The organism is Streptomyces bambusae (assembly GCF_020532645.1).
Classification (GTDB): Bacteria; Actinomycetota; Actinomycetes; order Streptomycetales; family Streptomycetaceae; genus Streptomyces; species Streptomyces bambusae.
The window spans coordinates 1-22,013 of the sequence record NZ_JAJAUZ010000090.1 but is presented as its reverse complement, the minus strand read 5'-3'; the positions used below and the strand labels follow the sequence as shown (position 1 = coordinate 22,013).

Genomic DNA, 22,013 nt, shown 5'->3' with positions numbered 1-22,013 from the left:
AGCATCCGCATCATCCGGTACCGCCCAGCGGAAGCGAGGCCAGCACTCCCGGCAACTGCTCGAAGTCCATCCTCGTCATCCGCACCCCGAGGCGGCGCGCGGTGCGTTCCAACCCGGCCGTTCCAGCGGCAAGTTCCTCCGTGCCGCACGCAGTGATCCGAACGTGCGCCTCCAGAGCGGCTTCCCGCCTCCCCGCGGCGGACACGGTCAGGCTGAAGTTCACGGCAACGGCCGGCGCGGCAGCCGGCAGGGCAACTGCCTCCACCAACGAGCCGACCCCGCCCGCGAACCCCGGCCGGCACGCCACCCGATACGTCGCGTGCCACCGCTCCCCGGTCCGCCAGCTCCGTGCACTCTCCACCCCCTCGTGCGGCGCGCTCCCCGCCGCGCCCCCCACCACCTCGCACGCCGAAGCCGCGAGCGCCGCCACCAACTCCGGCTCGCCCAGCACCACGGCCCCGAACCCGGCCCCGGCCAGCCGCCCCGCCAACTGTTCCGCGGCCCGCACCACACACCGCTGCGCCCCGAGCAGCCCGCCCCCGCGCGCCACCACCGCCTCCGGTGACAGCTCGGGGTCGAAGCGCACCGCCACCCAGGTCATCCGTACGGCCGGCGTTCCGGAAACCGCGCTCAGAGGCCCGTAGTTGGCGTCCGCGGGCGACGGCCGTCCGCCTCCCCTCACCCCCGCCGGTCGCGTGCACTGCACCAGCTGTACGGACTCCAGCCGGACCCCGCCGGCGTCCAGCGCCTCGTACAGCGGGGCCAACGGCAGTGGCTGCGCCGCGCGTTCGGCCCGCAGCGCGCGCGTTCCCCGATCCGGCTCCACCCGCACGACGGCCGTCAGGAAGGTCCCGTCCCCGATCAGGCCGATTCCCGGCCGGCCCCCACCGTTGAAGCCGTGTGTCCGGAACGCGGAGCACGCGACCGGCAGGCCGAGCGCAGGCGCCGCCGCAGCAGCCGCTGCCCGGCCGGACCCCGCCCGCCCCGCTCTCCGCCGCCGGGCCCGGAACCCCAGCACGCGCACCACCAGGACCACCAGGGGCCGCCGCTCCCACCGCACGACCGCCGGCACCACCAGCGCCGCCGCCGCCACCGCACCCGCGGCGACCGCCCGCGGACTCGCAGCAGCGGCGAGGACCAGCACCGCCAGGGCCGACTCCAGCAGCACGGCCCGGTGCCGCCGCAGCGGCCCGACGCGAACCGTCTCCGGACCTCGCAGCACTGACGTGATGTCACGGCCGTTTCTCCGTAAGGCTGTTCTCACCAGCACACAACCCCTTCCGTCTGTGAAACCCTCTGGCGGCACCCCGTAGCAGGACCGGCATGGTAGGGACAGGATCAGGCGGCGATGGCATCACGACGCGACGAGCTGAACGCGTACACGACCGCGAAGCGGCGGGTCGTGGCCGCCCTGCTGTACCCCACGGGCACGGACGGCGGCCACCCCGGTGCCGACGACGGCGCCCCCCGCCCGTGGCGCGCGGTGGTCCCCGGACTGGTCGCCGCCGCCCTGCTCCTCGCCGGCCACGGCGCCTGGGGGATGCTGCGGCCGCAGGCCCCGCGCGGCTGGGACGAACCCGGCGCCAGGGTCATCGTCGGTGCGACCTCGACCACCCGCTACGTGGTCCTGGAGACCGGCGGCCGGCCCCACCTCCACCCGGTCCTCAACCTGGCCTCCGCCCGCCTCCTCCTCGACCCGCGCGACTCCGACCGCATCATCCGTGTGAGTGACACCGTGCTCGATGCGGGGTCACCCCCACGCGGGCCCGTGATCGGCATCCCGTACGCCCCCGACCGCCTGCCCACCGACAAGGACGCGGCGACCCCGAAACGCTGGGCCGCATGCCAGCAGCCGACGGGCGCCGACCCCGCCGGTCCCGACCCGACCGCTCCCGACCCGACCGCTCCCGACTCCACCGCTCCCGCCCCTTCCGGCCCCGACCCCGCCGCAGCCCGGCCGGCAGCCGGCCCCACACCCCGCACCGCCACCTTCGTCCTCGCCGCCCGCGAAGCCGCCCGGACCGACGGCCCGCACCGCCTCACGGGCGGCCAAGTCCTCTTCGTGGCAGGCCCGGACAGGACCGCGTACCTGGTCGACGCCGACGGCACCAAGTACCGGATCGCCGGCGCCGGACGCGACCACCGCACCCTCCTCCACACGCTGGTGGGTGCCGAGCAGCAGCCCCAGCCCGTCACCGCCGCCTGGCTCGCCACGCTCCCCGACGGCGCCCCGCTCAGCTTCCCCGCGCTGCCCGGCCCGGTGGGGGCGCCCGCGCGCGTTCCCGGGCTCGCCCCCGCCGACGACCGCATCGGCACGGTCCTGCGCACCACCACCGGCTCCGGCCCCCAGCACCACGTCGTCCTGCCCGGCACCGTCCGCCGGATCAGCGAGTTCACCGCCTGGCTGATCGTGCACGCACCCGCGACCGGCCGCCTCGGCATGAAGGGCCGGGCCCGCGACACCGACCTCCAGTCCCTGCCCCCGCAGACGACCGCGTTCGACGAGGGGCTCCGCTGGCCCCGGCGCCGACCCGTACAGGTCAACACGACCTCCGGCAGCGGCACTTCGGGGGGCGCGCGCACCACCCTGTGCAGCGTGCTCCATCACACCTCCTCCCGCGGCCGCACCACCCTCGGCACCTGGGCCGGCCCCCGCCTCCCCGTCGACACCACCGCCTCCGCGGCCGGCACGTACGTCACCCCCGGCAGCGGCCTCCTCTACACCCAGACCCGCGGCACCGACCCGCACGGTCCCCTGTTCCTGCTGACCGACACCGGCCTCCGCCACCCGGTGCGCACCGGCACCCCGCCCCAGGGCCCCGACGGCGGCCCCACCGCCGGCGAAGCCCAGATCCGCCTCGGCTACCGGAACGTGACCCCGGTCCCCGTCCCCGCCGCCTGGTCGGAACTCGTCGCCAAGGGCCCCCGCCTCGACCCCGCCGCCGCCCGCCGCCCCCACACCTCCTGAGCCTCGATGCCACCCGCCACCGCCACCGCCGTACGAGACCCCGACGCGCCCGCGGCGCAGCCCGCGCGCAGCACCCCCGCACATCGGCGCCGGCGCCTCCGCCCGCTGCGCGCAGCAGCCCTCCTCCTGTCGGCCGCCCTGCCGTTCCTCCTGCCCCCGGCCGCCGCAGCGGCCGCCCCGGCCCCCTGCGCGGCGGCCCCCACCGCACCCGCCTGGCACCTCCGGCGCGTGCTGCTCGACCGGCTGTGGCAGAACACCCGAGGCGCGGGGGTGCGCGTCGCCGTCATCGACACCGGCGTCGACGGGGCCCACCCGCAACTGCGCGACGCCGTCGACACCGCAGCCGGCCGCGACTTCCTCGGTCCCGGCACGCCCGCCGGCACCCAAACGCCCGCCGGATCCCGCGTGCCCGCCGACTCCCAGGCCCCGCCCCGCAACGGCACCCACGACCCCCTCGGCCACGGCACGATGGTGGCCGGGCTGATCGCCGCCCGGCCGCGCCCCGGCAGCGGATTCGTCGGACTGGCACCCGCCGCCACGATCATCCCCATCCGGCAGAACGACGACCGCGGCAGCGGCACGGCAGCCACCCTGGCCGCCGCCATCGACCACGCCGTGGCCCGGCGCGCCGACGTCATCACGATCTCCCAGAACACCAGCCGGCCCGTCGCCCGCTCCTCCGCCCTCATCGCCGCCGTCCACCGCGCCCGCGCCGCCGGCGTGGTCCTCGTCGCCTCCGCCGGGAACGACACCCACCCGGCCGACCCCGCCCCGCCCGCGGCCCCCCACCCCCCGGACGTCCCCCTCCCCGCCGCCCTGGCCGGCGTACTCGCCGTCGCCGCCTCGGACCGGGCCGGCGAGGCCGCCCCCTTTTCCACCCGAGGACCGTTCGTCGGCGTATCCGCGCCCGGTGTCGACATCGTCTCGACCGTGCCCGGCGGCGGCCTGTGCGCCGCCGGCGGGACCAGCTTCGCGGCCCCTCAGGCGGCCGCGGTCGCCGCCCTGCTCGTGGCGCTGCACCCGGACTGGAGCCCCGCGCAGGTCGTCACCCGCATCCAGCAGACGGCCGAGCGCTCCGGCACCGGCCACGACCCGGCCACCGGCTGGGGCGTCGTCGACCCGGTGCGCGCCCTCACCGCCGACGGCACCCCGGGCGAGACACCCACCCCCGACCCGGCGCCCGTGCCGGCCGCCGCCCCCGAACCGGCCCCGCTCGTCCTCGGCGAGACCGCGCGCCGGCGGGAAGTCCGATACGGCACCTACGCCTTGGGCGTCACCGGCGCCCTGCTCGCAGCCCTCGCCGGCATCACCGCAGCCGTACGAGAAGCCCGCCGGCAACGCGCACCACGCACACGCTGAACGGACTTATCCCCGCACCCTGTTGACGTCCGGGATGCCCGGAAGACGGCGGAATGGCTAGAGTGCCGCGGGACTTCACGCCTCCGACGACGGGAGCACGACGCACATGGTGATGCACCTCCAGGTCGACGACGTCAGCAAGCTGAGACTCGCGGGGGAGATCGCCGCCTACCACGCGGAACTGTCCAGCCGGATCAACGCCCTCAACGACGTCGTCGACCGCATCCAGACCGGCTGGCGCGGTGCGGCCGGCCAGGAGTACGACCAGCTGCAACGCGGCGTCAACCAGCACCTCGCCAAGATCAAGGGCAAGCTGGCCGAGCTGGAGCAGGCCGTCCGCATGAGCGTCCGCGGGTTCAGCGCCGAGGAGCAGCAGCGCATCGCCGACATCCGCCGGGTCACCGCGAGCAGCGAGCCCGCTGCCCACCCCGTCGGCAACACCAGCGCCATCCTCCACATGTGACCCGGCAGCCCCACCCGCCTCCGCCACCACCCACCCCACCCCGGAGCCCCCATGCCCCTGGCCGTCAACTACGACACCGTCGCCACCGCCGCGGACGACGTCAGGCGTACCGCCCAGCACCTCACACACGAGCTCGACCGACTGATGGCCCAGGTCAGAGCGGCCGCCGCGGTCTGGGAGGGCGAGGCGAAGACGGCGTACGCGGACGTCCAGCAGACCGTCTCCACCGAGATGGCCGGCATGAACGCCAAGCTCGGCACCATCGCCGGCCTCCTCGACTCCTCCCTCATCGGCTACCAGGACACCGACCGCGGCAACGCCGCCCGCTTCCGCATGCTGTGACGCGGGCGCGCCCGCGCGGCCGGGGCCCCCGCACACGAAAGGCCCGGTACGCGTCCCCGCGCACCGGGCCCTCGCCCAAGAACCGAAGCCTCGGGCACCGAAACCGAGGCCCGCCGGGCGGCACTCGTGCCCCGGACCTCGGCCCCCTCAGGTCAGATCGAACTCCCCGTCCCGCGCCCCCAGCACGAAGGCCGTCCACTCCGCCTCCGTGTAGCGCAGCACCGTGTCCGGATCCAGCGAGGACCGCATCGCCACCGCACCGCCCGGCAGATGCGCGATCTCCACCCGCTCCTCGTGCTCCTCCGTGCCGGGCGCGCTGAGCCACTCGACCCCTGAGATGTCGAGGGCATACAGCTCGTCCTTCTCGCGTGCGTCAGCCATCAGCGGGTGTCCCTTCGGCGGTGCGGAGCGGCCGTAACAGCCTTGTCAGGCATCGTACTTCCCTGCCCACTCCTCGGGCAGCCAACCGAACTGGACCAGCCGGCCGGCCCTCCCGCGCGCCACCAGCACCCCCCGGCCCGGCGGCAGCGGCGCGGCCCGCACCCCGCCGAGCAGCTCCCCCTCGCCCCGGTCACCGGACAGCACCGCCCCCGCCGCGCCCAGCTCCCGCAGCCGCATCAGGAACGGGTCGTACGCCCCGCGCGCGGCCCCCGCACTGCTGCGCGCCACCACGAACCGGACCCCCACGTCCCGGGCGTACGGCAGCAGGTCCGCCAAGCCCGCCGCCGGACTGCCGGAACCCGCCGCGGCCAGCTCGTAGTCGTCGACGAGCACGAACAGCCGCGGACCCGTCCACCAGCTGCGCTCCCGCAGCTGCCGCGGGGTGACCTCCGGACCCGGCGCCCGCTTCCGCATCAGCGCGGCCACCGCCTCCAGGTGCATCTCCAGCTCCGCGCCGGTCGCCGCGTACTCCAGCAGGTGCGACGGCGGGACCGCCTCCAGCAGGGTGCGCCGCGGGTCGCCGACCACGATCCGCGCCTCCTCGGGCCCGTGCCGCTCGGTCAGCTGCTTCGCGACCAGCCGCAGCAGCGCCGTCTTCCCCGACCCGCCCTCACCGAACACCAGGAAGAACGGGTCGGTGTCGAAATCGGCGAACACCGGCTGCAACGCGTCCTCGCCCACACCCAGCGCAATGCCGAGCCCCGGCTCCTCGGACCCCTTGGGCAGCCGGTCCGCGGGCAGCAGGTGCGGCAGCAGTCGCACCTCGGGAGCGCCGGGCCCGGGCCGGGCCCGCCGTACGGACGCCACCAGCGCGGCCGTCGCAGCCGCCAGGTCCGCCGCCCCCGCGCGCCCGTCCGCGCGCGGCACCGCGGCGATGAAGTGCAGTCCCTCCGGCACCTGACCGCGGCCCGGCACCCCCTGCGGTACGGCCGCCGCGACCCGCCGGTCGAAGTCCGAGTCCATCGGATCGCCGAGGCGCAGCTCCAGCCGCCCCGGCACCTGGTCCCGCAGCGCCGGCCGCACCTCCATGTGACGGGACGCGGTCAGCACCACGTGTACGCCGTACCCGAGCCCGCGCGCCGCGAGATCCGCGACCACCGGCTCCAGGTCCTCATGCGCCGCCCGGAACGCCCCCCACCCGTCGACCAGCAGAAACACGTCTCCGAAGCCGTCTCCGAAGCCGTTCCCGAAGCCGTCCCCGAGGCCTCCCGCGACCGTCTCCCCGACGGCGTCTCCGGTGGCGCCGTCCGCCGACGCCGCCCGCCGGCGCCGCAGGTCCGCCATCGACTCGACCCCGTGCGCCCGGAACCACTCCTCGCGCCGCGCCAGCACCCCCGCCACCTCGGCGACCGTACGCCGCACCCGCTCGGGTTCCAGCCGCGAAGCCACCCCGCCGACATGCGGCAGCCCGGCCACCGCGGCCAGCGCCCCGCCCCCGAAGTCGACCCCGTAGAACTGCACGTCACCCGGTGCGTGCGTGAGCGCGAACGCGCACACCAGACTCCGCAGCAGGACGGACTTCCCCGACTGCGGCCCGCCCACCACCAGCAGATGCCCGCCCGCCCCCGAAAAGTCCCGGCACAGCACCTCCCGCCGCTGCTCGAACGGCCGGTCCACCAGTCCCAGCGGCACCACGAGTCCACCCGCGGCCGGCACCTCGGCCAGCAGCCCGTCCAACGACGGCGCCTCACCCAACGGCGGCAGCCACACCGCCCGGGCCCCCGGCCCCTCCCCGGCCAGCCGCCGCACCACCACATCGAGCACGCTCTCGGCCCCCCGGTAGGCCGCACCCGGCGCGGCCGCCGGCTCGGCCGCCTCCTCCGCCCCCCGCGCCTTCTCCCCCTCCGGCCCCGGCACCTCCGGCCCCGGCACCTCCGCAGCCGTGAACAGCACCGCCCGCGGCAGCACACCCGCCCCGCCGGCCCCGCCCGTCGGTTCCGCACCCACGCCTCCCGCCCGGTACGCCCCCGACACGTACGCCGCCGAGAAGCGCACCAACTCCCCGCTCCCGTGCGCCAGATAACCCGACCCCGGCACCGCCGGCAGATGAAAGGCGTCCGGCACCCCGAGGGCCGTCCGGGACTCCGCCGCCGAGAACGTCCGCAGACCGATCCGGTACGACAGGTACGTCTCCAGCCCGCGCAGCCTGCCCTCCTCCAGTCGCTGCGAGGCCAGCAGCAGGTGCACTCCCAGTGACCGGCCGATCCGCCCGATCTGGAGAAAGATGTCGATGAACTCAGGCTTCGCAGCCAGCAGTTCGCTGAACTCGTCGACCACCACGACCAGCGACGGCAGCGGCTCCAGCGGGGCGCCCGCCGCCCGTGCCCGCTCGTGGTCGCGGACGCTGGCGCAATGCCCGGCGGCCCGCAACACCTCCTGCCGGCGCCGGAGTTCGCCGCGCAGCGCGTCCCCCATCCGGTCCACCAGCGTCAGGTCGTCCTCCAGGTTCGTGATGACCGCCGCCACGTGCGGCAGGCCGGCCAGCCCCGCGAAGGTCGCGCCGCCCTTGAAGTCCGCCAGGACGAAGTTCAAGGCCTCCGAACCGTGCGTGACCGCCAGCCCCAGCACCAGCGTGCGCAGCAGCTCCGACTTGCCCGAGCCGGTCGCCCCCACGCACAGGCCGTGCGGCCCCATGCCCTCCTCGGCGGTCTCCTTGAGGTCGAGGAGCACCGCCGCCCCGTCCTCACCGACCCCGATCGGCACCCGCAGCCGGTCACCCGCCGGCCGCGGCCGCCAGGCCTGCGCGACATCCACCCCGGCCGGATCGCCCAGCTCCAGCAGCCCCGCGAAGTCCGCCGCCCCGACCGTCCCGTCCTCCGCACCCGTGCCGCCGGTCCGCAAAGGCGCCAACTGCCGCGCCAGTGCCTCCGCCGCCGCCGGTGACAGCGCGTCGGGCACCCCCTCGTACGCCACCCCGCCCCCGGGCTCCAGCCGCATCACCCCCGCCCCGACCGCCACGGCCAGCCGCCCGGGGCCCACCCCGCCCGCGGTCTCCGCGTCCGCCCGGCACTCCACCACCGTGACGCCCTGCACCCCCTCGCCCGGCCACACCCCCGCCGCCGGCACGCCCCCGCCCGCCTCCACGACCACCACCACATGCGGCCGGTCGGGCACCGCCGGCGCCTCCCGGTCGAACCGCGGCCGCCCCTCCAGCCACGGCGCCAGCAGCCGGTCCACCGCCGCCGGATCCGTGCCGAACAGCCGCCGCGGCCCCGCACCGTCACAGCCGGCCGCCCGCGCGTGCGGCAGCCACTTCACCCAGTCCCAGGCCGCCTCGGCCGCACCCGGCGCCGCCAGGACCGCCACCACCACGTCGTCGGGGGAGTGCAGCACCACCAGCTGCGCCAGCAGCGCCCGCACGGCGCCCCGCGCCGGCTCCGGACCGCCGGACACCGAGACCTTCCGGAACGCCCGCAGCGACACCGCCACCGGCAGCTCCTCCACCTGCGCGTGCGCCGCCAGGAACCGCCGCAGCGCCCCCGCCGCCAGCGGCTCCGTCAACTCCGCCGGCGCCGCCTCCGGCGCCACCACCGGCACGGCCGGCCGCTGCGCACCCAGTCCCACCCGCACCTGCCCGAAGTCCGCATCCCCGGACCGCCGCTCCCACACCCGCGCACCCTCGGTGACCACCGCCCACAACTGCCCGGGATCCGGGTGCAGATGGAGCTGCGCCTCCCGCTGCATCCGTGCCGCAGCCCGCACCCGGCGCCGGGCCCGGCCCAGATGGGCCAGGTAGTCCCGCCGCGCGTCCGCCAGCTGCCCGTCCGTACCCCGCCGGTGGCGCACTGCCTGCGCCACCGCCAGTGCCGCCGTCGCGGCCAGCATCAGGAAGCCCATGACCCGCATGAACGGCTGCGGCGACAGGAAGAAGAACACCGACGACGAGCCCATGCCCAGCATCGGAAGCAACTGCAGCAGCACGCCCTCCCGCTGCCCGCGGGGCAGCTCGGGCGGGGCCTGGAGCCGTACCTCTTCGGAGGGGACTTCGGGCGGCAGCACCCGCGGCGGACGCTTGACGACGACGTGGCTCACGGACACCGCATTCCTGGGCAGCAGAAGGGAACGGCCGGAGCGGCCGCCACCCGGCCCGCCGCATCCCGGCCGCCCGCACCGGATCCCACCGGCCGCCGGCCCCGCGCCCACCCGGGTAGCGTCCCGCCCCCACCCCCAACGCCCCCCGAAGCAAAGGGAAACGCCTCAGGTGAGTACGGCCGCCACCGGCTACTGCCGGATCACCGTCGCCGCGCCCGACCGCCGCGTCGACGTCGCCCTCCCCGAAGACCTCGCCCTCGCCGACCTCTACCCGGAACTCCTCCGCCTCACCGGCACCCCCCGACCCGCCGACACCCCCCGACCCGCCGGGACGACCCGGCCCGCCGCCACGCCCCGGCCCGCCACCGCCCCCGGCCACCACCTCGTCCGCCGCGACGGCCGCGTCCTGGACGCCGACCGGAGCCTCGCCGCCCAGCACGTCCTCGACGGCGAGGTGCTCTGCCTGCGCCCCTTCGCCGAGTCGCTGCCACCGCCCGTCATCGACGACGTCTGCGACGCCCTCGCCGCCGGTGCGGACAGCCGCCGGCTGTGGAACGACGCGCTGCTCCGCACCGCCTGCCTCACGGCCGCCGCCGTCCTCCTCGCCCTGCTCGCCTTCGTCCTCTGGCACGCGGACCCCCGCCACGACATGCACGGCCCGCCCGGCGTCCTCGCCGCCGCCACCGGCCTGCTGCTCACCGCCTGCGCCGGGGTCCGCGCCCGGATCCACCGCGACCCCGGCTGCGCCGCCGCCCTCGGCCTCGCCGCCCTCCCGCACCTGCTGCTCGCCGGCGCCGGGATCCTCCCGCCCGCCCCCGGCGACGGACCCGGCCGCCTCCAGTTCCTCCTCGGCTGCCTCTGCGTCCTCACCGCCGCCGCCGCACTGGCCCCCCTCACCCGCGCAGGGCACCCGCCGTTCACCGCGGCCGCCGTCCTCGCCGCCGCCGGCGCGCTCACCGCCTTCCTCGCCCTCACCACCGGCACCACCGCCACCGGAGCCGCCGCCGTCTGCGCCCCCGCCGCCATCGCCCTGACCGCCTTCCTCCCGGCCCTGGCCGCCCGTGCCGCCCGCCTGCCCCTCGGCCACCTTCCGCACGAGCCCCGGGACCCCGACGCCGGCCACGACCCGCCCGGCGCCCCCGCCGGCCACACCCCGTACGAGCCCCCGGACCGCGGCACGACCGCCCCCCACCCCTACGACCCCGCCCCCGCCGCCCGCGCCCACACCCTCCTGCTTGCCCTCCTCGCCGGTACCTCCGCCACCGCCTTCGCCGCCTGCGCCGTCCTCGGCTGGTCCGGCACACCCCGCGCCCGGGCCCTCGCCCTCGCCACCGCGCTCGCCCTGCTCCTGCGCGCCCGGATCTTCCGCCGCACCGCCCAGGTCGCCTGCCCCCTCCTCGCCGGCCTGGCCGCGCTCGCCGTGCTCCTCGCCGGACTCGCCCTGCACCTGCCGCCCGCCGTCGAAACCGCCCTCGGCCACGGCGACCGCGGCCCGCTGGACCTCCGTACCGTCCTCCTCACCTGCACCGTCGCCCTCGCCGCCGCCCTGCTCACCGCCGCGGCCGTCACCGTCCCCCGCACCGGTCTGTCACCCTGGTGGGGGCGGTTGCTCGACCTCGCCGAGACCGCCCTCCTGCTGTCCCTCGCCCCCCTGGCGCTCGCCGTGGTCGACGCCTACGCCGCCGCCCGCGCGCTCACAGGCTGAGACACGCCGGTCATCACGCCTGGTACGCTGTGTGACGGCCGTCTGTGTGAGCAGCCCCGGACCACGGTCCGCGAGCCTGCGATCCACCACGGACATAGCCCCGCCTCCCGAGTCACGGAAGCTCCCCAGAGATGCAGACCTGGGGCACTCGGAAGGCCCAAAGACGCCACAAGAGGAGTAAGCGTGTCGCTCGACACTGCCACGAAGAAGCAGATCATCGCCGAGTTCGGTACCAAGGAGGGCGACACCGGCTCCCCCGAGGTCCAGGTCGCGATGCTCTCCCGCCGCATCTCGGACCTGACCGAGCACCTCAAGGCCCACAAGCACGACCACCACTCCCGTCGTGGTCTGCTGATCCTGGTCGGCCAGCGCCGCCGCCTGCTGCAGTACCTGGCCAAGAAGGACATCCAGCGCTTCCGTACGCTGGTCGAGCGCCTCGGCATCCGCCGCGGTGCCGCGGGCGCCAAGTAAGACGCTGTGAAGGGAGCGGTTCCCACCTGATGGGGCCGCTCCCTTTGCTGTACGTGCGGGACGTACCGGACGCTTTGTAGTCTGGTACCGCACGCGTGTTTCGCGCGCCGTACAGCCGCACAACAGAAGAGGAGAAGCGAGCTCCCAACGCCGCCGGTCCTCGGTAGTGGCACCCGGAGAGCCCGTCGGGGCCCCGTACCGGGTGCTTCGATCGAAGACCGGTCCGCACGCAAGGAGCGCTTCTCCGAAACCGTCCACCGCCACACGGGCGGCGGACGGAGACGACGAAAATGGAGAAAACGCTAGTGGAGAACGAGACCCACTACGCCGAGGCCGTCATCGACAACGGCACCTTCGGCACCCGCACCATCCGCTTCGAGACGGGCCGCCTCGCCCGTCAGGCCGCCGGCTCCGCCGTCGCCTACCTGGACGACGACACGATGGTGCTCTCTGCCACCTCCGCGTCCAAGAAGCCCAAGGACCAGCTCGACTTCTTCCCCCTCACGGTGGACGTCGAAGAGCGCATGTACGCCGCCGGCAAGATCCCCGGCTCCTTCTTCCGTCGCGAAGGCCGCCCCTCCGAGGACGCGATCCTCACCTGCCGCCTGATCGACCGCCCGCTGCGCCCGTCCTTCAAGAAGGGCCTGCGCAACGAGATCCAGGTCGTCGCCACCGTCATGGCGCTGAACCCGGACCACCTGTACGACGTCGTCGCGATCAACGCCGCGTCCGCGTCCACCCAGCTGGCCGGCCTGCCCTTCTCCGGCCCGATCGGCGGCGTCCGCGTCGCCCTGATCAAGGGCCAGTGGGTCGCGTTCCCGACGCACACCGAGCTCGAGGACGCCGTCTTCGACATGGTCGTCGCGGGCCGCACCCTCGAGGACGGCGACGTCGCGATCATGATGGTCGAGGCCGAGGCCACCGAGAAGACCATCCAGCTGGTCAAGGGCGGCGCCGAGGCGCCGACCGAGGAGGTCGTCGCCGCCGGTCTCGACGCCGCGAAGCCCTTCATCAAGGTCCTCTGCAAGGCCCAGGCCGACCTGGCCGCCAAGGCCGCCAAGCCCGAGGGCGAGTTCCCGGTCTTCCTGGACTACCAGGACGACGTCTACGCGGCCCTCGAAGAGGCCGTCCGCGGCGAGCTCGCGCAGGCGCTGACCATCGCGGGCAAGCAGGACCGCGAGGCCGAGCTGGACCGCGTCAAGGACATCGCCGCCGAGAAGCTCCTCCCGGCCTTCGAAGGCCGTGAGAAGGAGATCTCCGCCGCCTACCGCAGCCTGACCAAGGCCCTGGTGCGCGAGCGCGTCATCAAGGACAAGGTCCGCATCGACGGCCGCGGCATCACGGACATCCGCACCCTGGCCGCCGAGGTCGAGGCCATCCCGCGGGTCCACGGCTCCGCCCTGTTCGAGCGTGGCGAGACCCAGATCCTGGGCGTCACCACCCTCAACATGCTCCGCATGGAGCAGCAGCTGGACACCCTCTCCCCGGTGACCCGCAAGCGCTACATGCACAACTACAACTTCCCGCCGTACTCCGTCGGCGAGACCGGCCGCGTCGGCTCCCCGAAGCGCCGCGAGATCGGCCACGGCGCGCTCGCCGAGCGCGCGATCGTGCCGGTCCTCCCGACCCGCGAGGAGTTCCCCTACGCGATCCGCCAGGTGTCCGAGGCCCTCGGCTCCAACGGCTCGACGTCCATGGGCTCGGTCTGCGCCTCCACCATGTCGCTGCTGAACGCCGGTGTGCCCCTCAAGGCCCCCGTCGCCGGCATCGCCATGGGCCTGATCTCCCAGGAGATCGACGGCCAGACGCACTACGTCGCCCTCACCGACATCCTCGGTGCGGAGGACGCCTTCGGCGACATGGACTTCAAGGTCGCCGGCACCAAGGAGTTCGTGACCGCCCTCCAGCTCGACACCAAGCTGGACGGCATCCCGGCCTCCGTCCTGGCCGCGGCCCTCAAGCAGGCCCGCGACGCCCGCCTCCACATCCTCGACGTGATGATGGAAGCGATCGACACGCCGGACGAGATGTCCCCGAACGCCCCGCGGATCATCACCGTCAAGATCCCCGTGGACAAGATCGGCGAGGTCATCGGCCCCAAGGGCAAGATGATCAACCAGATCCAGGAGGACACCGGCGCCGAGATCACGATCGAGGACGACGGCACCATCTACATCGGTGCCGCCGACGGCCCGGCCGCCGAGGCCGCCCGCGCCACGATCAACGGCATCGCCAACCCGACCATGCCGGAGGTCGGCGAGCGCTACCTGGGCACGGTCGTCAAGACCACCACCTTCGGTGCCTTCGTCTCCCTGCTCCCGGGCAAGGACGGCCTGCTGCACATCTCGCAGATCCGCAAGCTCGCCGGTGGCAAGCGCGTGGAGAACGTCGAGGACGTGCTCGCGGTCGGCACCAAGGTCCAGGTCGAGATCGCCGAGATCGACCAGCGCGGCAAGCTCTCCCTGATCCCCGTGATCGAGGGCGAGGCCGACGCCGACGCCGACGAGAACAAGGACGACTCCGACAAGTGACGTCGCGTAGTTCCCGTGCAACGGCCCGCCCCTCTTCGGAGGGGCGGGCCGTCGCCCGTACCCAAACCCTCCTCAAGGGCCGTGACGGCATCGGCACCGTCCGCCGCACGACCCTGCCGGGCGGACTGCGCATCGTCACCGAGACGCTGCCCTCCGTCCGCTCCGCCACCTTCGGCATCTGGGCACACGTCGGCTCCCGCGACGAGACGCCCACGCTGAACGGCGCCACGCACTACCTGGAGCACCTCCTCTTCAAGGGCACCAAGAAGCGGTCAGCCCTCGACATCTCCGCCGCGATCGACGCGGTCGGCGGCGAGATGAACGCCTTCACGGCGAAGGAGTACACCTGCTACTACGCCCGGGTGCTCGACACCGACCTGCCGCTGGCCATCGACGTGGTCTGCGACATGCTCACCGGCTCGCTGATCCTCGAATCCGACGTCGACGCCGAACGCGGCGTCATCCTCGAAGAGATCGCGATGACCGAGGACGACCCGGGCGACATGGTCCACGACCTGTTCGCCCACACCATGCTCGGTGACACCCCGCTCGGCCGCCCGGTCCTCGGCTCCGTCGAAACGATCAACGCGCTCAGCCGCGACCAGATCGCCCGCTTCTACAAGAAGCACTACGACCCCACCCACCTGGTCGTCGCCGCCGCCGGCAACGTCGACCACGCCAAGGTGGTCCGCCAGGTCCGCGCCGCCTTCGAGAAGGCCGGCGCCCTCGGCCGCACCGACGCCGTCCCCGCCCCGCCCCGCGGCGGCAGCCGCACCCTGCGCACCGCCGGCCGCGTCGAACTGCTCTCCCGCAAGACCGAGCAGGCCCACGTGGTCCTCGGCATGCCGGGCCTGGCCCGCACCGACGAGCGCCGCTGGGCCCTCGGCGTGCTCAGCACCGCCCTCGGCGGCGGCATGTCCTCGCGCCTCTTCCAGGAGGTCCGCGAGAAGCGCGGCCTGGCCTACAGCGTGTACTCGTACACCTCCGGCTTCGCCGACTGCGGCCTCTTCGGCGTGTACGCGGGCTGCCGGCCCAGCCAGGTCCACGACGTCCTCAAGATCTGCCGCGACGAACTCGACAAGGTCGCCGCGGAAGGCCTGACCGACGAAGAGATCAACCGGGCCATCGGCCAGCTCTCCGGATCGACCGTCCTCGGTCTGGAGGACACCGGCGCCCTGATGAACCGCATCGGCAAGAGCGAGCTCTGCTGGGGCACCCAGATGTCCGTCGACGACATGCTGACCAGCATCGCCGCGGTGACCCCGGACGACGTCCGGGCCGTCGCGCAGGACGTACTGGCCCAGCGCCCGTCGCTCGCGGCCATCGGCCCCCTCAAGGAGAAGCAGGCCGCCCGGCTCGACGAAGCCGTCGCCTGATGTCCGTACGTACGTAAGGAAGCGAAGACATGAGCAAGCTGCGCGTGGCCGTCCTCGGAGCCCAGGGCCGGATCGGCTCCGAGGCCGTACGGGCCGTCGAGGCCGCCGAGGACATGGAACTGGTCGCGGCACTCGGCCGCGGCGACAAGCTGGAGACGCTGGTCGAGACCGGCGCCCAGGTCGCGGTCGAGCTGACCACGCCCGCCTCCGTGATGGGCAACCTCGACTTCTGCGTCCGCCACGGCATCCACGCCGTCGTCGGGACCACCGGCTGGACCGAGGACCGCCTCGCGCAGCTCACCGCCTGGCTCTCCAACTCCCCGGAGACCGGCGTGCTCATCGCCCCGAACTTCTCCATCGGGGCCGTCCTCACCATGAAGTTCGCGGCCCAGGCCGCCCGCTACTTCGAATCGGTCGAGGTCGTCGAGCTGCACCACCCCAACAAGGTGGACGCCCCCTCCGGCACCGCCACCCGCACCGCCCAGCTCATCGCCGAGGCACGGACGAAGGCAGGCTGCGCCCCGCAGCCCGACGCCACGGCCACCGCCCTCGACGGAGCCCGCGGCGCCAACGTGGACGGCGTCCCGGTGCACGCGATCCGCCTGCGCGGCCTGCTGGCCCACCAGGAGGTGCTGCTCGGCGGCGAGGGCGAGACGCTGACCATCCGCCACGACTCCCTGCACCACAGCAGCTTCATGCCGGGCATCCTGCTCGGCGCCCGCCGCGTGGTGCAGACCCCGGGCCTCACCTTCGGCCTGGAACACTTCCTCGACCTCGGCTGACGGCAGGCACCACCCCATGCGCGCGAAGATCACGTACTTCCTCACGGCCGCCGTCCTGGCCGTCTACTTCGTCCTGGCCGGCAGCCGCGGCCTGATGCTGATCCAGCAGGGCACCTGGCTCACCGTCACCTTCGGTGCGGCCGTGCTGATCCTGCCGGTCGTCGGCATCTGGTTCCTCTGGCAGAACACCCGGTTCGTCACCCGGGCCAACCGGCTCGCCGGCGAACTGGAGGCCGAGGGCGGCCTGCCCGAGGACGAACTCGCCCGCGACGAGTACGGCCGCATCGTCCGCGACTCCGCGGACGAGGTCTTCGCGCGCCGCAAGGCCGAAACCGAGGACGCCCCGAACGACTGGCGCACCTGGTTCCGGCTCGCGGTCGCCTACCACGACGCCCGCGACACCCCGCGGGCCCGCAAGGCGATGCAGCGCGCCATCGCCCTGCACGCACACGCGAACCGGCCCGCGCAGGGCTGACCTGCGCGGGCCGGTCGGCTCGCCTGCTCCGGGATCCGTCCCGGACGTCCCTCAGCCGGCCTGCGGCACCGGCACCGCGCGGTACTCGTCCGCCCACGCCGCCACCAGGTCCGCGGCCCGCTCGAAGGCCTCCGTACGGGACAGGAAGTCCGCGTTGTGGTCGGTGAGCAGCAGCACCGGCTGCTGCGCGGCGCGCGGCTTCACCGTCAGCGCCTGGCCCTGCACCGTCCGGGGCAGCCCCAGCCAGCGCACCGGCTGCTGACTGGTGCGCACCTCGTCCACATCGGACCAGGCGTACGTACGGGTGCTCAGCAGCGCCACGCGGCGCAGGCCCTGGGGGCTCACCCAGGTGCCCATGCGCAGCATCCGCAGCGCCAGGGCGATCACCAGCCCGGCCGCCGCCAGGCAGACCAGCGCACCCACGAACTCGCCCGTGAAGGCGATGATCATGGTGGCCAGCAGCATGAACGAGGCCAGGAGCAGCAGCAGGGCGCCGGCGGCGACCCGCCAGGGGCCTGGGCGGTACGGACGGCGCCACCGTCCGTGGTCGTCGTAGGGCAGAGCGGAGTCGTCATCTTGCGCGTCGAATGCGCTGTCCGCCGTCAGGAAGGGCAGGGGCACGGCTGATCCTCACTCACATGCACATTCGTTCTCTTCTGTGCCAGGTGAGGCTATCCAGCCCGGTCCCGGCCTACCACCCCCGGGGGCCCGGACGGCTCAGCGGCCGTCCGTGGCTTCGGACTGCTGTGCCTTCCCGGCCGCCTGATGGGGCTGCAGGGCCGGCATGCCGAACAGCAGGGCGCCGACCAGGCCGGCCACCACGGTGAGACCGACCAGACTACGGGCGGCCATCTGAGTCCGGCTCAGACTCTCCCGCGGCGGAGGAGTGACGTTGCTGCGGAACCGTTCGGCTTCGGCGACGAAGGCGAACGGGACGGGCTCACTCCGGCGGAACATGGGGGGCGCCTCCTCGGGCTGATCCGGACGTCGGGTGCATCACGTTGCTGCTACTTGATCAGACGTACGAAAGGCCCAATCCGTGCCGGATTCCGGCAGATTGTCGAAACTTGCTGATTGTGCGTCGGGCAGAGCCACCCCACCTGCCCCGTAGAGTTGGCGCGGCCTGCCCGATGTGACCTGGAAGGACCTCGTGAGCGAGACACCCGAGCTGAAGATCGACCTGCGCAGCGACGTGACCGTCGAGCTGGTGAAGCACGCCGCGGCCGACAGCGACGTGCTGTGGGCGGCGCGCGTGTCGACGGCCGGCGAGCAGTCCCTGGACGAGCTCCAGAAGGACCCGGAGCGCTCCAGGGGACTCATCAACTACCTGATGCGGGACCGCCACGGCAGCCCCTTCGAGCACAACTCGATGACCTTCTTCATCAGTGCCCCCATCTTCGTGTTCCGCGAGTTCATGCGGCACCGCGTGGGCTGGTCGTACAACGAGGAGTCGGGCCGCTACCGCGAGCTGCAGCCGGTGTTCTACGTGCCGGACGCCGAGCGCAAGCTCGTGCAGGAGGGCCGCCCGGGCAAGTACGTGTTCGTCGAGGGCACGCAGGCCCAGCAGGAGCTGGTCGGCCGCGCCATGGAGGACTCGTACCGCCAGGCGTACGCGACGTACCAGGAGATGCTCGCGGCCGGTGTGGCCCGCGAAGTGGCCCGCGCCGTCCTGCCGGTGGGGCTGTTCTCGTCGATGTACGCGACCTGCAACGCCCGCTCGCTGATGCACTTCCTCGGCTTGCGCACCCAGCACGAGCTGGCCGCCGTCCCGTCGTTCCCGCAGCGGGAGATCGAGATGGTCGGCGAGAAGATGGAGCAGCACTGGGCGCAGCTGATGCCGCTGACGTACGCGGCGTTCAACGCCAACGGACGCGTCGCTCCGTAATGCGGACACATGTTCGAAGACATCAGCCGAAGTGTCCGTATTGCGACGTTTCGTGAAGTTCATCTAGGCTGATCAAACGGACCCGGCACTGCTTGAACCCCCGAGCAGGCAGTGCCGGGCTCCAACAGCGTCTTCACATCCCCCGAGGGGACACCGCGAGCAGAGCAGCGAGTAGCGTGTTACCCATGGCTCCGATCTCCACTCCGCAGACCCCCTTCGGGCGGGTCCTCACCGCCATGATCACGCCCTTCACGGCGGACGGCGCACTCGACCTCGACGGCGCGCAGCGACTGGCTGCCCACCTGGTGGACGCAGGCAACGACGGCCTGATCGTCAACGGCACCACCGGCGAGTCCCCCACCACCAGCGACGCGGAGAAAAGCGACCTCGTACGAGCCGTGCTCGAGGCGGTCGGCGACCGCGCCCACGTGGTCGCCGGCATCGGCACCAACGACACCGCGCACACCCTGGAGCTCGCCCGCGAGGCCGAGCGCGCCGGCGCGCACGGCCTGCTCGCGGTGACCCCGTACTACAGCAAGCCCCCGCAGGAGGCGCTGTACCACCACTTCACGGCGATCGCCGACGCCACCGGCCTGCCGGTCATGCTCTACGACATCCCCGGCCGCACCGGCGTCCCGATCGAGACCGAGACCATGGTCCGGCTCGCCGAGCACCCCCGCATCGTCGCCAACAAGGACGCCAAGGGCGACCTCGGCCGCGCCGGCTGGGCCATCGCGCGCAGCGGCCTGGCCTGGTACTCCGGCGACGACATGCTCAACCTGCCGCTGCTCTCCGTGGGCGCCGTGGGCTTCGTCTCCGTCGTCGGCCACGTGGTCGCCCCGGACCTGCGCGCGATGCTGGACGCCTACCTCAACGGCGACGTGCAGAAGGCCACCGAGATCCACCAGAAGCTGCTGCCCGTCTTCACCGGCATGTTCCGCACCCAGGGCGTCATGACCACGAAGGCCGCCCTGAACCTCCAGGGCCTGCCCGCCGGCCCGCTGCGGATGCCCCTCATCGGCCTGTCCGACGAGGAAACCGCTCAGCTCAAGATCGATCTCGCCGCCGGCGGGGTACAGCTCTGACAACAGACTTCACAACTGAATAGCCCCACAACTGAAGAGATCCACCCAAGACAACAGCAAGTGCACGAATGTCATGCGCGCCACGTGCCTCCTGAGGTACGTGGCGCGTGTGGTGAGGAGAGTCTTTTGAGCCATCCGCATCCGGAACTCGGCCCGCCGCCGAAGCTGCCCAAGGGCGGCCTGCGCGTCACCCCGCTCGGTGGTCTGGGCGAAATCGGCCGGAACATGACCGTCTTCGAGTTCGACGGCCGCCTTCTGATCGTCGACTGCGGCGTCCTCTTCCCCGAAGAGGAGCAGCCGGGCATCGACCTGATCCTGCCGGACTTCTCGTCCATCAGGGACCGGCTCGACGACATCGAGGGCATCGTGCTCACGCACGGCCACGAGGACCACATCGGCGCCGTCCCCTACCTCCTCCGGGAGAAGCCGGACATCCCGCTGATCGGTTCCAAGCTGACCCTCGCGCTGATCGAGGCGAAGCTCCAGGAGCACCGCATCCGCCCCTACACCCTTGAGGTGAAGGAGGGCGAGCGCGAGAACCTCGGCCCCTTCGACTGCGAGTTCATCGCGGTCAACCACTCCATCCCGGACGCCCTGGCCGTCGCCATCCGCACCCCAGCGGGCCTGGTGGTCGCCACCGGCGACTTCAAGATGGACCAGCTCCCGATGGACAACCGCCTCACGGACCTGCACGCCTTCGCGCGTCTGAGCGAAGAGGGCATCGACCTCCTCCTCTCGGACTCCACGAACGCCGAGGTCCCGGGCTTCGTCCCGCCGGAGCGCGACATCTCCAACGTCATCCGCGGGGTCTTCGCGGGTGCCCAGAAGCGGATCATCGTGGCCAGCTTCGCCAGCCACGTGCACCGCATCCAGCAGGTGCTCGACGCCGCCCACGAGTACGGCCGCCGGGTCGCCTTCGTCGGCCGCTCGATGGTCCGCAACATGGGCATCGCCCGCGACCTGGGCTACCTGCGGGTCCCCGCCGGCCTCATCGTCGACGTGAAGACCCTCGACGACCTGCCGGACGACGAGGTCGTGCTGGTCTGTACGGGTTCCCAGGGCGAGCCGATGGCCGCGCTGTCCCGTATGGCCAACCGCGACCACCAGATCCGGATCGTCCCCGGCGACACCGTGATCCTGGCGTCGTCCCTGATCCCGGGCAACGAGAACGCGGTCTACCGCGTGATCAACGGCCTCACCCGCTGGGGCGCCAACGTCGTGCACAAGGGCAACGCCAAGGTGCACGTCTCGGGCCACGCCTCGGCCGGCGAGCTGCTGTACTTCTACAACATCTGCAAGCCGCGCAACCTGATGCCGGTCCATGGCGAATGGCGTCACCTGCGCGCCAACGCCGAGCTCGGCGTGATGACGGGCGTCCCCGCGGACCGCATCGTGATCGCCGAGGACGGCGTGGTCGTCGACCTGGTCGACGGCAAGGCCCGCATCACCGGCAAGGTCCAGGCCGGCTACGTGTACGTCGACGGCCTCTCGGTCGGCGACGTCACGGAGGTGGCCCTGAAGGACCGACGCATCCTCGGCGACGAGGGCATCATCTCGGTCTTCGTCGTGGTGGACAGCACCACCGGCAAGGTCGTCGGTGGCCCGAACATCAACGCCCGGGGCTCCGGCATCGAGGACTCCGCGTTCGCCGCGGTCGTCCCGAAGATCGAGGAGGCCATCGCGAAGGCCGCCGCGGACGGTGTGGCCGAGCCGCACCAGCTGCAGCAGCTGATCCGCCGCACCCTGGGCAAGTGGGTCTCGGACGGCTACCGCCGCCGCCCGATGATCCTCCCGGTCGTGGTCGAGGTCTGACCACCCGTACAGCCCGCACCGGAGCGGGGCAACCGGATTTGCATCCGGGGGCCCCGCTCCAGTACGTTTACGTCTCCGCCTCGGAGGGAACCGAGCACACCCGTGTGCCCGGACGGACCCGAGGGCGGGTGGTCAATCGGACCGGGGAAACCTGATAAAGTCCGATCCACCCGAAAGGGAAAGGCCCTCCAAACGGCCATCGAATTCGAAACCGAGTCGGAAACGACACGGAAAAGGGTCTGGTAAGGTTGGAACCGCCGGAAGGGAAAGCGCGAAAGCGCCGGAA

At 73.2% G+C, this 22,013-nt stretch carries 18 protein-coding genes; 13 read left to right on the top strand and 5 right to left on the bottom strand.

Annotation, left to right across the window (positions count from 1 at the left end):
• Positions 1–10: 10 nt before the first annotated feature.
• The gene (gene eccE / locus LG634_RS34830) at positions 11–1,222 is read right to left on the bottom strand and encodes a type VII secretion protein EccE (RefSeq protein WP_226740088.1); all 1,212 of its coding nucleotides are present in this window, start codon (positions 1,220–1,222) and stop codon (positions 11–13) included.
• A gap of 126 nt (positions 1,223–1,348) precedes the next feature.
• Here eccE and LG634_RS34825 point away from each other — a divergent pair, with 126 nt between their 5' ends.
• The 4 genes from LG634_RS34825 to LG634_RS34810 all read left to right on the top strand — a co-directional run bounded on the left by LG634_RS34825 (position 1,349) and on the right by LG634_RS34810 (position 5,132).
• Positions 1,349–2,968 (top strand): type VII secretion protein EccB, encoded by a 1,620-nt coding sequence (locus tag LG634_RS34825; protein ID WP_226740086.1) that lies wholly within the window; start codon positions 1,349–1,351, stop codon positions 2,966–2,968.
• 6 nt (positions 2,969–2,974) lie between these two features.
• A complete protein-coding gene (mycP, locus tag LG634_RS34820; protein ID WP_226740084.1) occupies positions 2,975–4,327 on the top strand; it encodes a type VII secretion-associated serine protease mycosin in 1,353 nt (450 codons plus the stop codon).
• A 106-nt stretch (positions 4,328–4,433) separates the two neighbouring features.
• Positions 4,434–4,790, top strand: coding sequence for a WXG100 family type VII secretion target (locus LG634_RS34815; RefSeq protein ID WP_226740082.1), 357 nt, complete (start codon positions 4,434–4,436; stop codon positions 4,788–4,790).
• A gap of 51 nt (positions 4,791–4,841) precedes the next feature.
• The gene (locus LG634_RS34810; protein WP_226740080.1) at positions 4,842–5,132 is read left to right on the top strand and encodes a WXG100 family type VII secretion target; all 291 of its coding nucleotides are present in this window, start codon (positions 4,842–4,844) and stop codon (positions 5,130–5,132) included.
• A 147-nt stretch (positions 5,133–5,279) separates the two neighbouring features.
• Here LG634_RS34810 and LG634_RS34805 read toward each other — a convergent pair whose 3' ends face one another.
• Entirely contained in the window at positions 5,280–5,513 is a 234-nt protein-coding gene (locus LG634_RS34805; protein ID WP_226740078.1) for a DUF397 domain-containing protein, read from the bottom strand.
• A gap of 45 nt (positions 5,514–5,558) precedes the next feature.
• On the bottom strand, positions 5,559–9,605 hold the full coding sequence (gene eccCa / locus LG634_RS34800) for a type VII secretion protein EccCa (protein WP_226740076.1): 4,047 nt from the start codon (positions 9,603–9,605) through the stop codon (positions 5,559–5,561).
• Positions 9,606–9,774: 169 nt separating this feature from the next.
• On the opposite strand from eccCa, the gene eccD reads away from it, so the two are divergent.
• From eccD to LG634_RS34770, 6 genes are all read left to right on the top strand, one after another.
• Positions 9,775–11,310 (top strand): type VII secretion integral membrane protein EccD, encoded by a 1,536-nt coding sequence (eccD, locus tag LG634_RS34795; protein ID WP_226740074.1) that lies wholly within the window; start codon positions 9,775–9,777, stop codon positions 11,308–11,310.
• Positions 11,311–11,493: 183 nt separating this feature from the next.
• Entirely contained in the window at positions 11,494–11,781 is a 288-nt protein-coding gene (gene rpsO / locus LG634_RS34790; RefSeq protein WP_150207049.1) for a 30S ribosomal protein S15, read from the top strand.
• 305 nt (positions 11,782–12,086) lie between these two features.
• Complete coding sequence (locus LG634_RS34785) at positions 12,087–14,312, top strand: polyribonucleotide nucleotidyltransferase (RefSeq protein ID WP_226740096.1); 2,226 nt, start codon at positions 12,087–12,089, stop codon at positions 14,310–14,312.
• The gene (locus LG634_RS34780) at positions 14,309–15,688 is read left to right on the top strand and encodes a M16 family metallopeptidase (protein ID WP_226740072.1); all 1,380 of its coding nucleotides are present in this window, start codon (positions 14,309–14,311) and stop codon (positions 15,686–15,688) included. The genes LG634_RS34785 and LG634_RS34780 overlap by 4 nt, the downstream gene beginning before the upstream one ends.
• A gap of 29 nt (positions 15,689–15,717) precedes the next feature.
• Complete coding sequence (gene dapB, locus LG634_RS34775) at positions 15,718–16,470, top strand: 4-hydroxy-tetrahydrodipicolinate reductase (protein ID WP_226740070.1); 753 nt, start codon at positions 15,718–15,720, stop codon at positions 16,468–16,470.
• A gap of 16 nt (positions 16,471–16,486) precedes the next feature.
• Entirely contained in the window at positions 16,487–16,945 is a 459-nt protein-coding gene (locus tag LG634_RS34770; protein ID WP_226740068.1) for a hypothetical protein, read from the top strand.
• Positions 16,946–16,996: 51 nt separating this feature from the next.
• On the opposite strand, the gene LG634_RS34765 is transcribed toward LG634_RS34770, so the two are convergent.
• Positions 16,997–17,566 (bottom strand): SCO5741 family PH domain-containing membrane protein, encoded by a 570-nt coding sequence (locus LG634_RS34765; RefSeq protein WP_226740066.1) that lies wholly within the window; start codon positions 17,564–17,566, stop codon positions 16,997–16,999.
• A gap of 96 nt (positions 17,567–17,662) precedes the next feature.
• Positions 17,663–17,902 (bottom strand): hypothetical protein, encoded by a 240-nt coding sequence (locus LG634_RS34760; protein ID WP_226740064.1) that lies wholly within the window; start codon positions 17,900–17,902, stop codon positions 17,663–17,665.
• Positions 17,903–18,095: 193 nt separating this feature from the next.
• On the opposite strand from LG634_RS34760, the gene thyX reads away from it, so the two are divergent.
• The 3 genes from thyX (at position 18,096) to LG634_RS34745 (ending at position 21,727) form a co-directional block, all read left to right on the top strand.
• Positions 18,096–18,830 (top strand): FAD-dependent thymidylate synthase, encoded by a 735-nt coding sequence (gene thyX / locus LG634_RS34755; protein ID WP_226740062.1) that lies wholly within the window; start codon positions 18,096–18,098, stop codon positions 18,828–18,830.
• Between the two features lie 185 nt (positions 18,831–19,015).
• Complete coding sequence (gene dapA / locus LG634_RS34750) at positions 19,016–19,915, top strand: 4-hydroxy-tetrahydrodipicolinate synthase (protein WP_226740060.1); 900 nt, start codon at positions 19,016–19,018, stop codon at positions 19,913–19,915.
• Between the two features lie 126 nt (positions 19,916–20,041).
• Entirely contained in the window at positions 20,042–21,727 is a 1,686-nt protein-coding gene (locus LG634_RS34745) for a ribonuclease J (RefSeq protein ID WP_226740059.1), read from the top strand.
• Positions 21,728–22,013: the final 286 nt, after the last annotated feature.

What these genes read in the sequence shown, in the direction of transcription:
- LG634_RS34825 (WP_226740086.1), top strand. Translation starts at nt 1,349, where the DNA reads ATGGCATCACGACGCGACGAGCTGAACGCGTACACGACCGCGAAGCGG.
- mycP (WP_226740084.1), top strand. Translation starts at nt 2,975, where the DNA reads ATGCCACCCGCCACCGCCACCGCCGTACGAGACCCCGACGCGCCCGCG.
- LG634_RS34815 (WP_226740082.1), top strand. Translation starts at nt 4,434, where the DNA reads ATGGTGATGCACCTCCAGGTCGACGACGTCAGCAAGCTGAGACTCGCG.
- LG634_RS34810 (WP_226740080.1), top strand. Translation starts at nt 4,842, where the DNA reads ATGCCCCTGGCCGTCAACTACGACACCGTCGCCACCGCCGCGGACGAC.
- LG634_RS34805 (WP_226740078.1), bottom strand. Translation starts at nt 5,513, where the DNA reads ATGGCTGACGCACGCGAGAAGGACGAGCTGTATGCCCTCGACATCTCA.
- dapB (WP_226740070.1), top strand. Translation starts at nt 15,718, where the DNA reads ATGAGCAAGCTGCGCGTGGCCGTCCTCGGAGCCCAGGGCCGGATCGGC.
- LG634_RS34770 (WP_226740068.1), top strand. Translation starts at nt 16,487, where the DNA reads ATGCGCGCGAAGATCACGTACTTCCTCACGGCCGCCGTCCTGGCCGTC.
- LG634_RS34760 (WP_226740064.1), bottom strand. Translation starts at nt 17,902, where the DNA reads ATGTTCCGCCGGAGTGAGCCCGTCCCGTTCGCCTTCGTCGCCGAAGCC.
- dapA (WP_226740060.1), top strand. Translation starts at nt 19,016, where the DNA reads ATGGCTCCGATCTCCACTCCGCAGACCCCCTTCGGGCGGGTCCTCACC.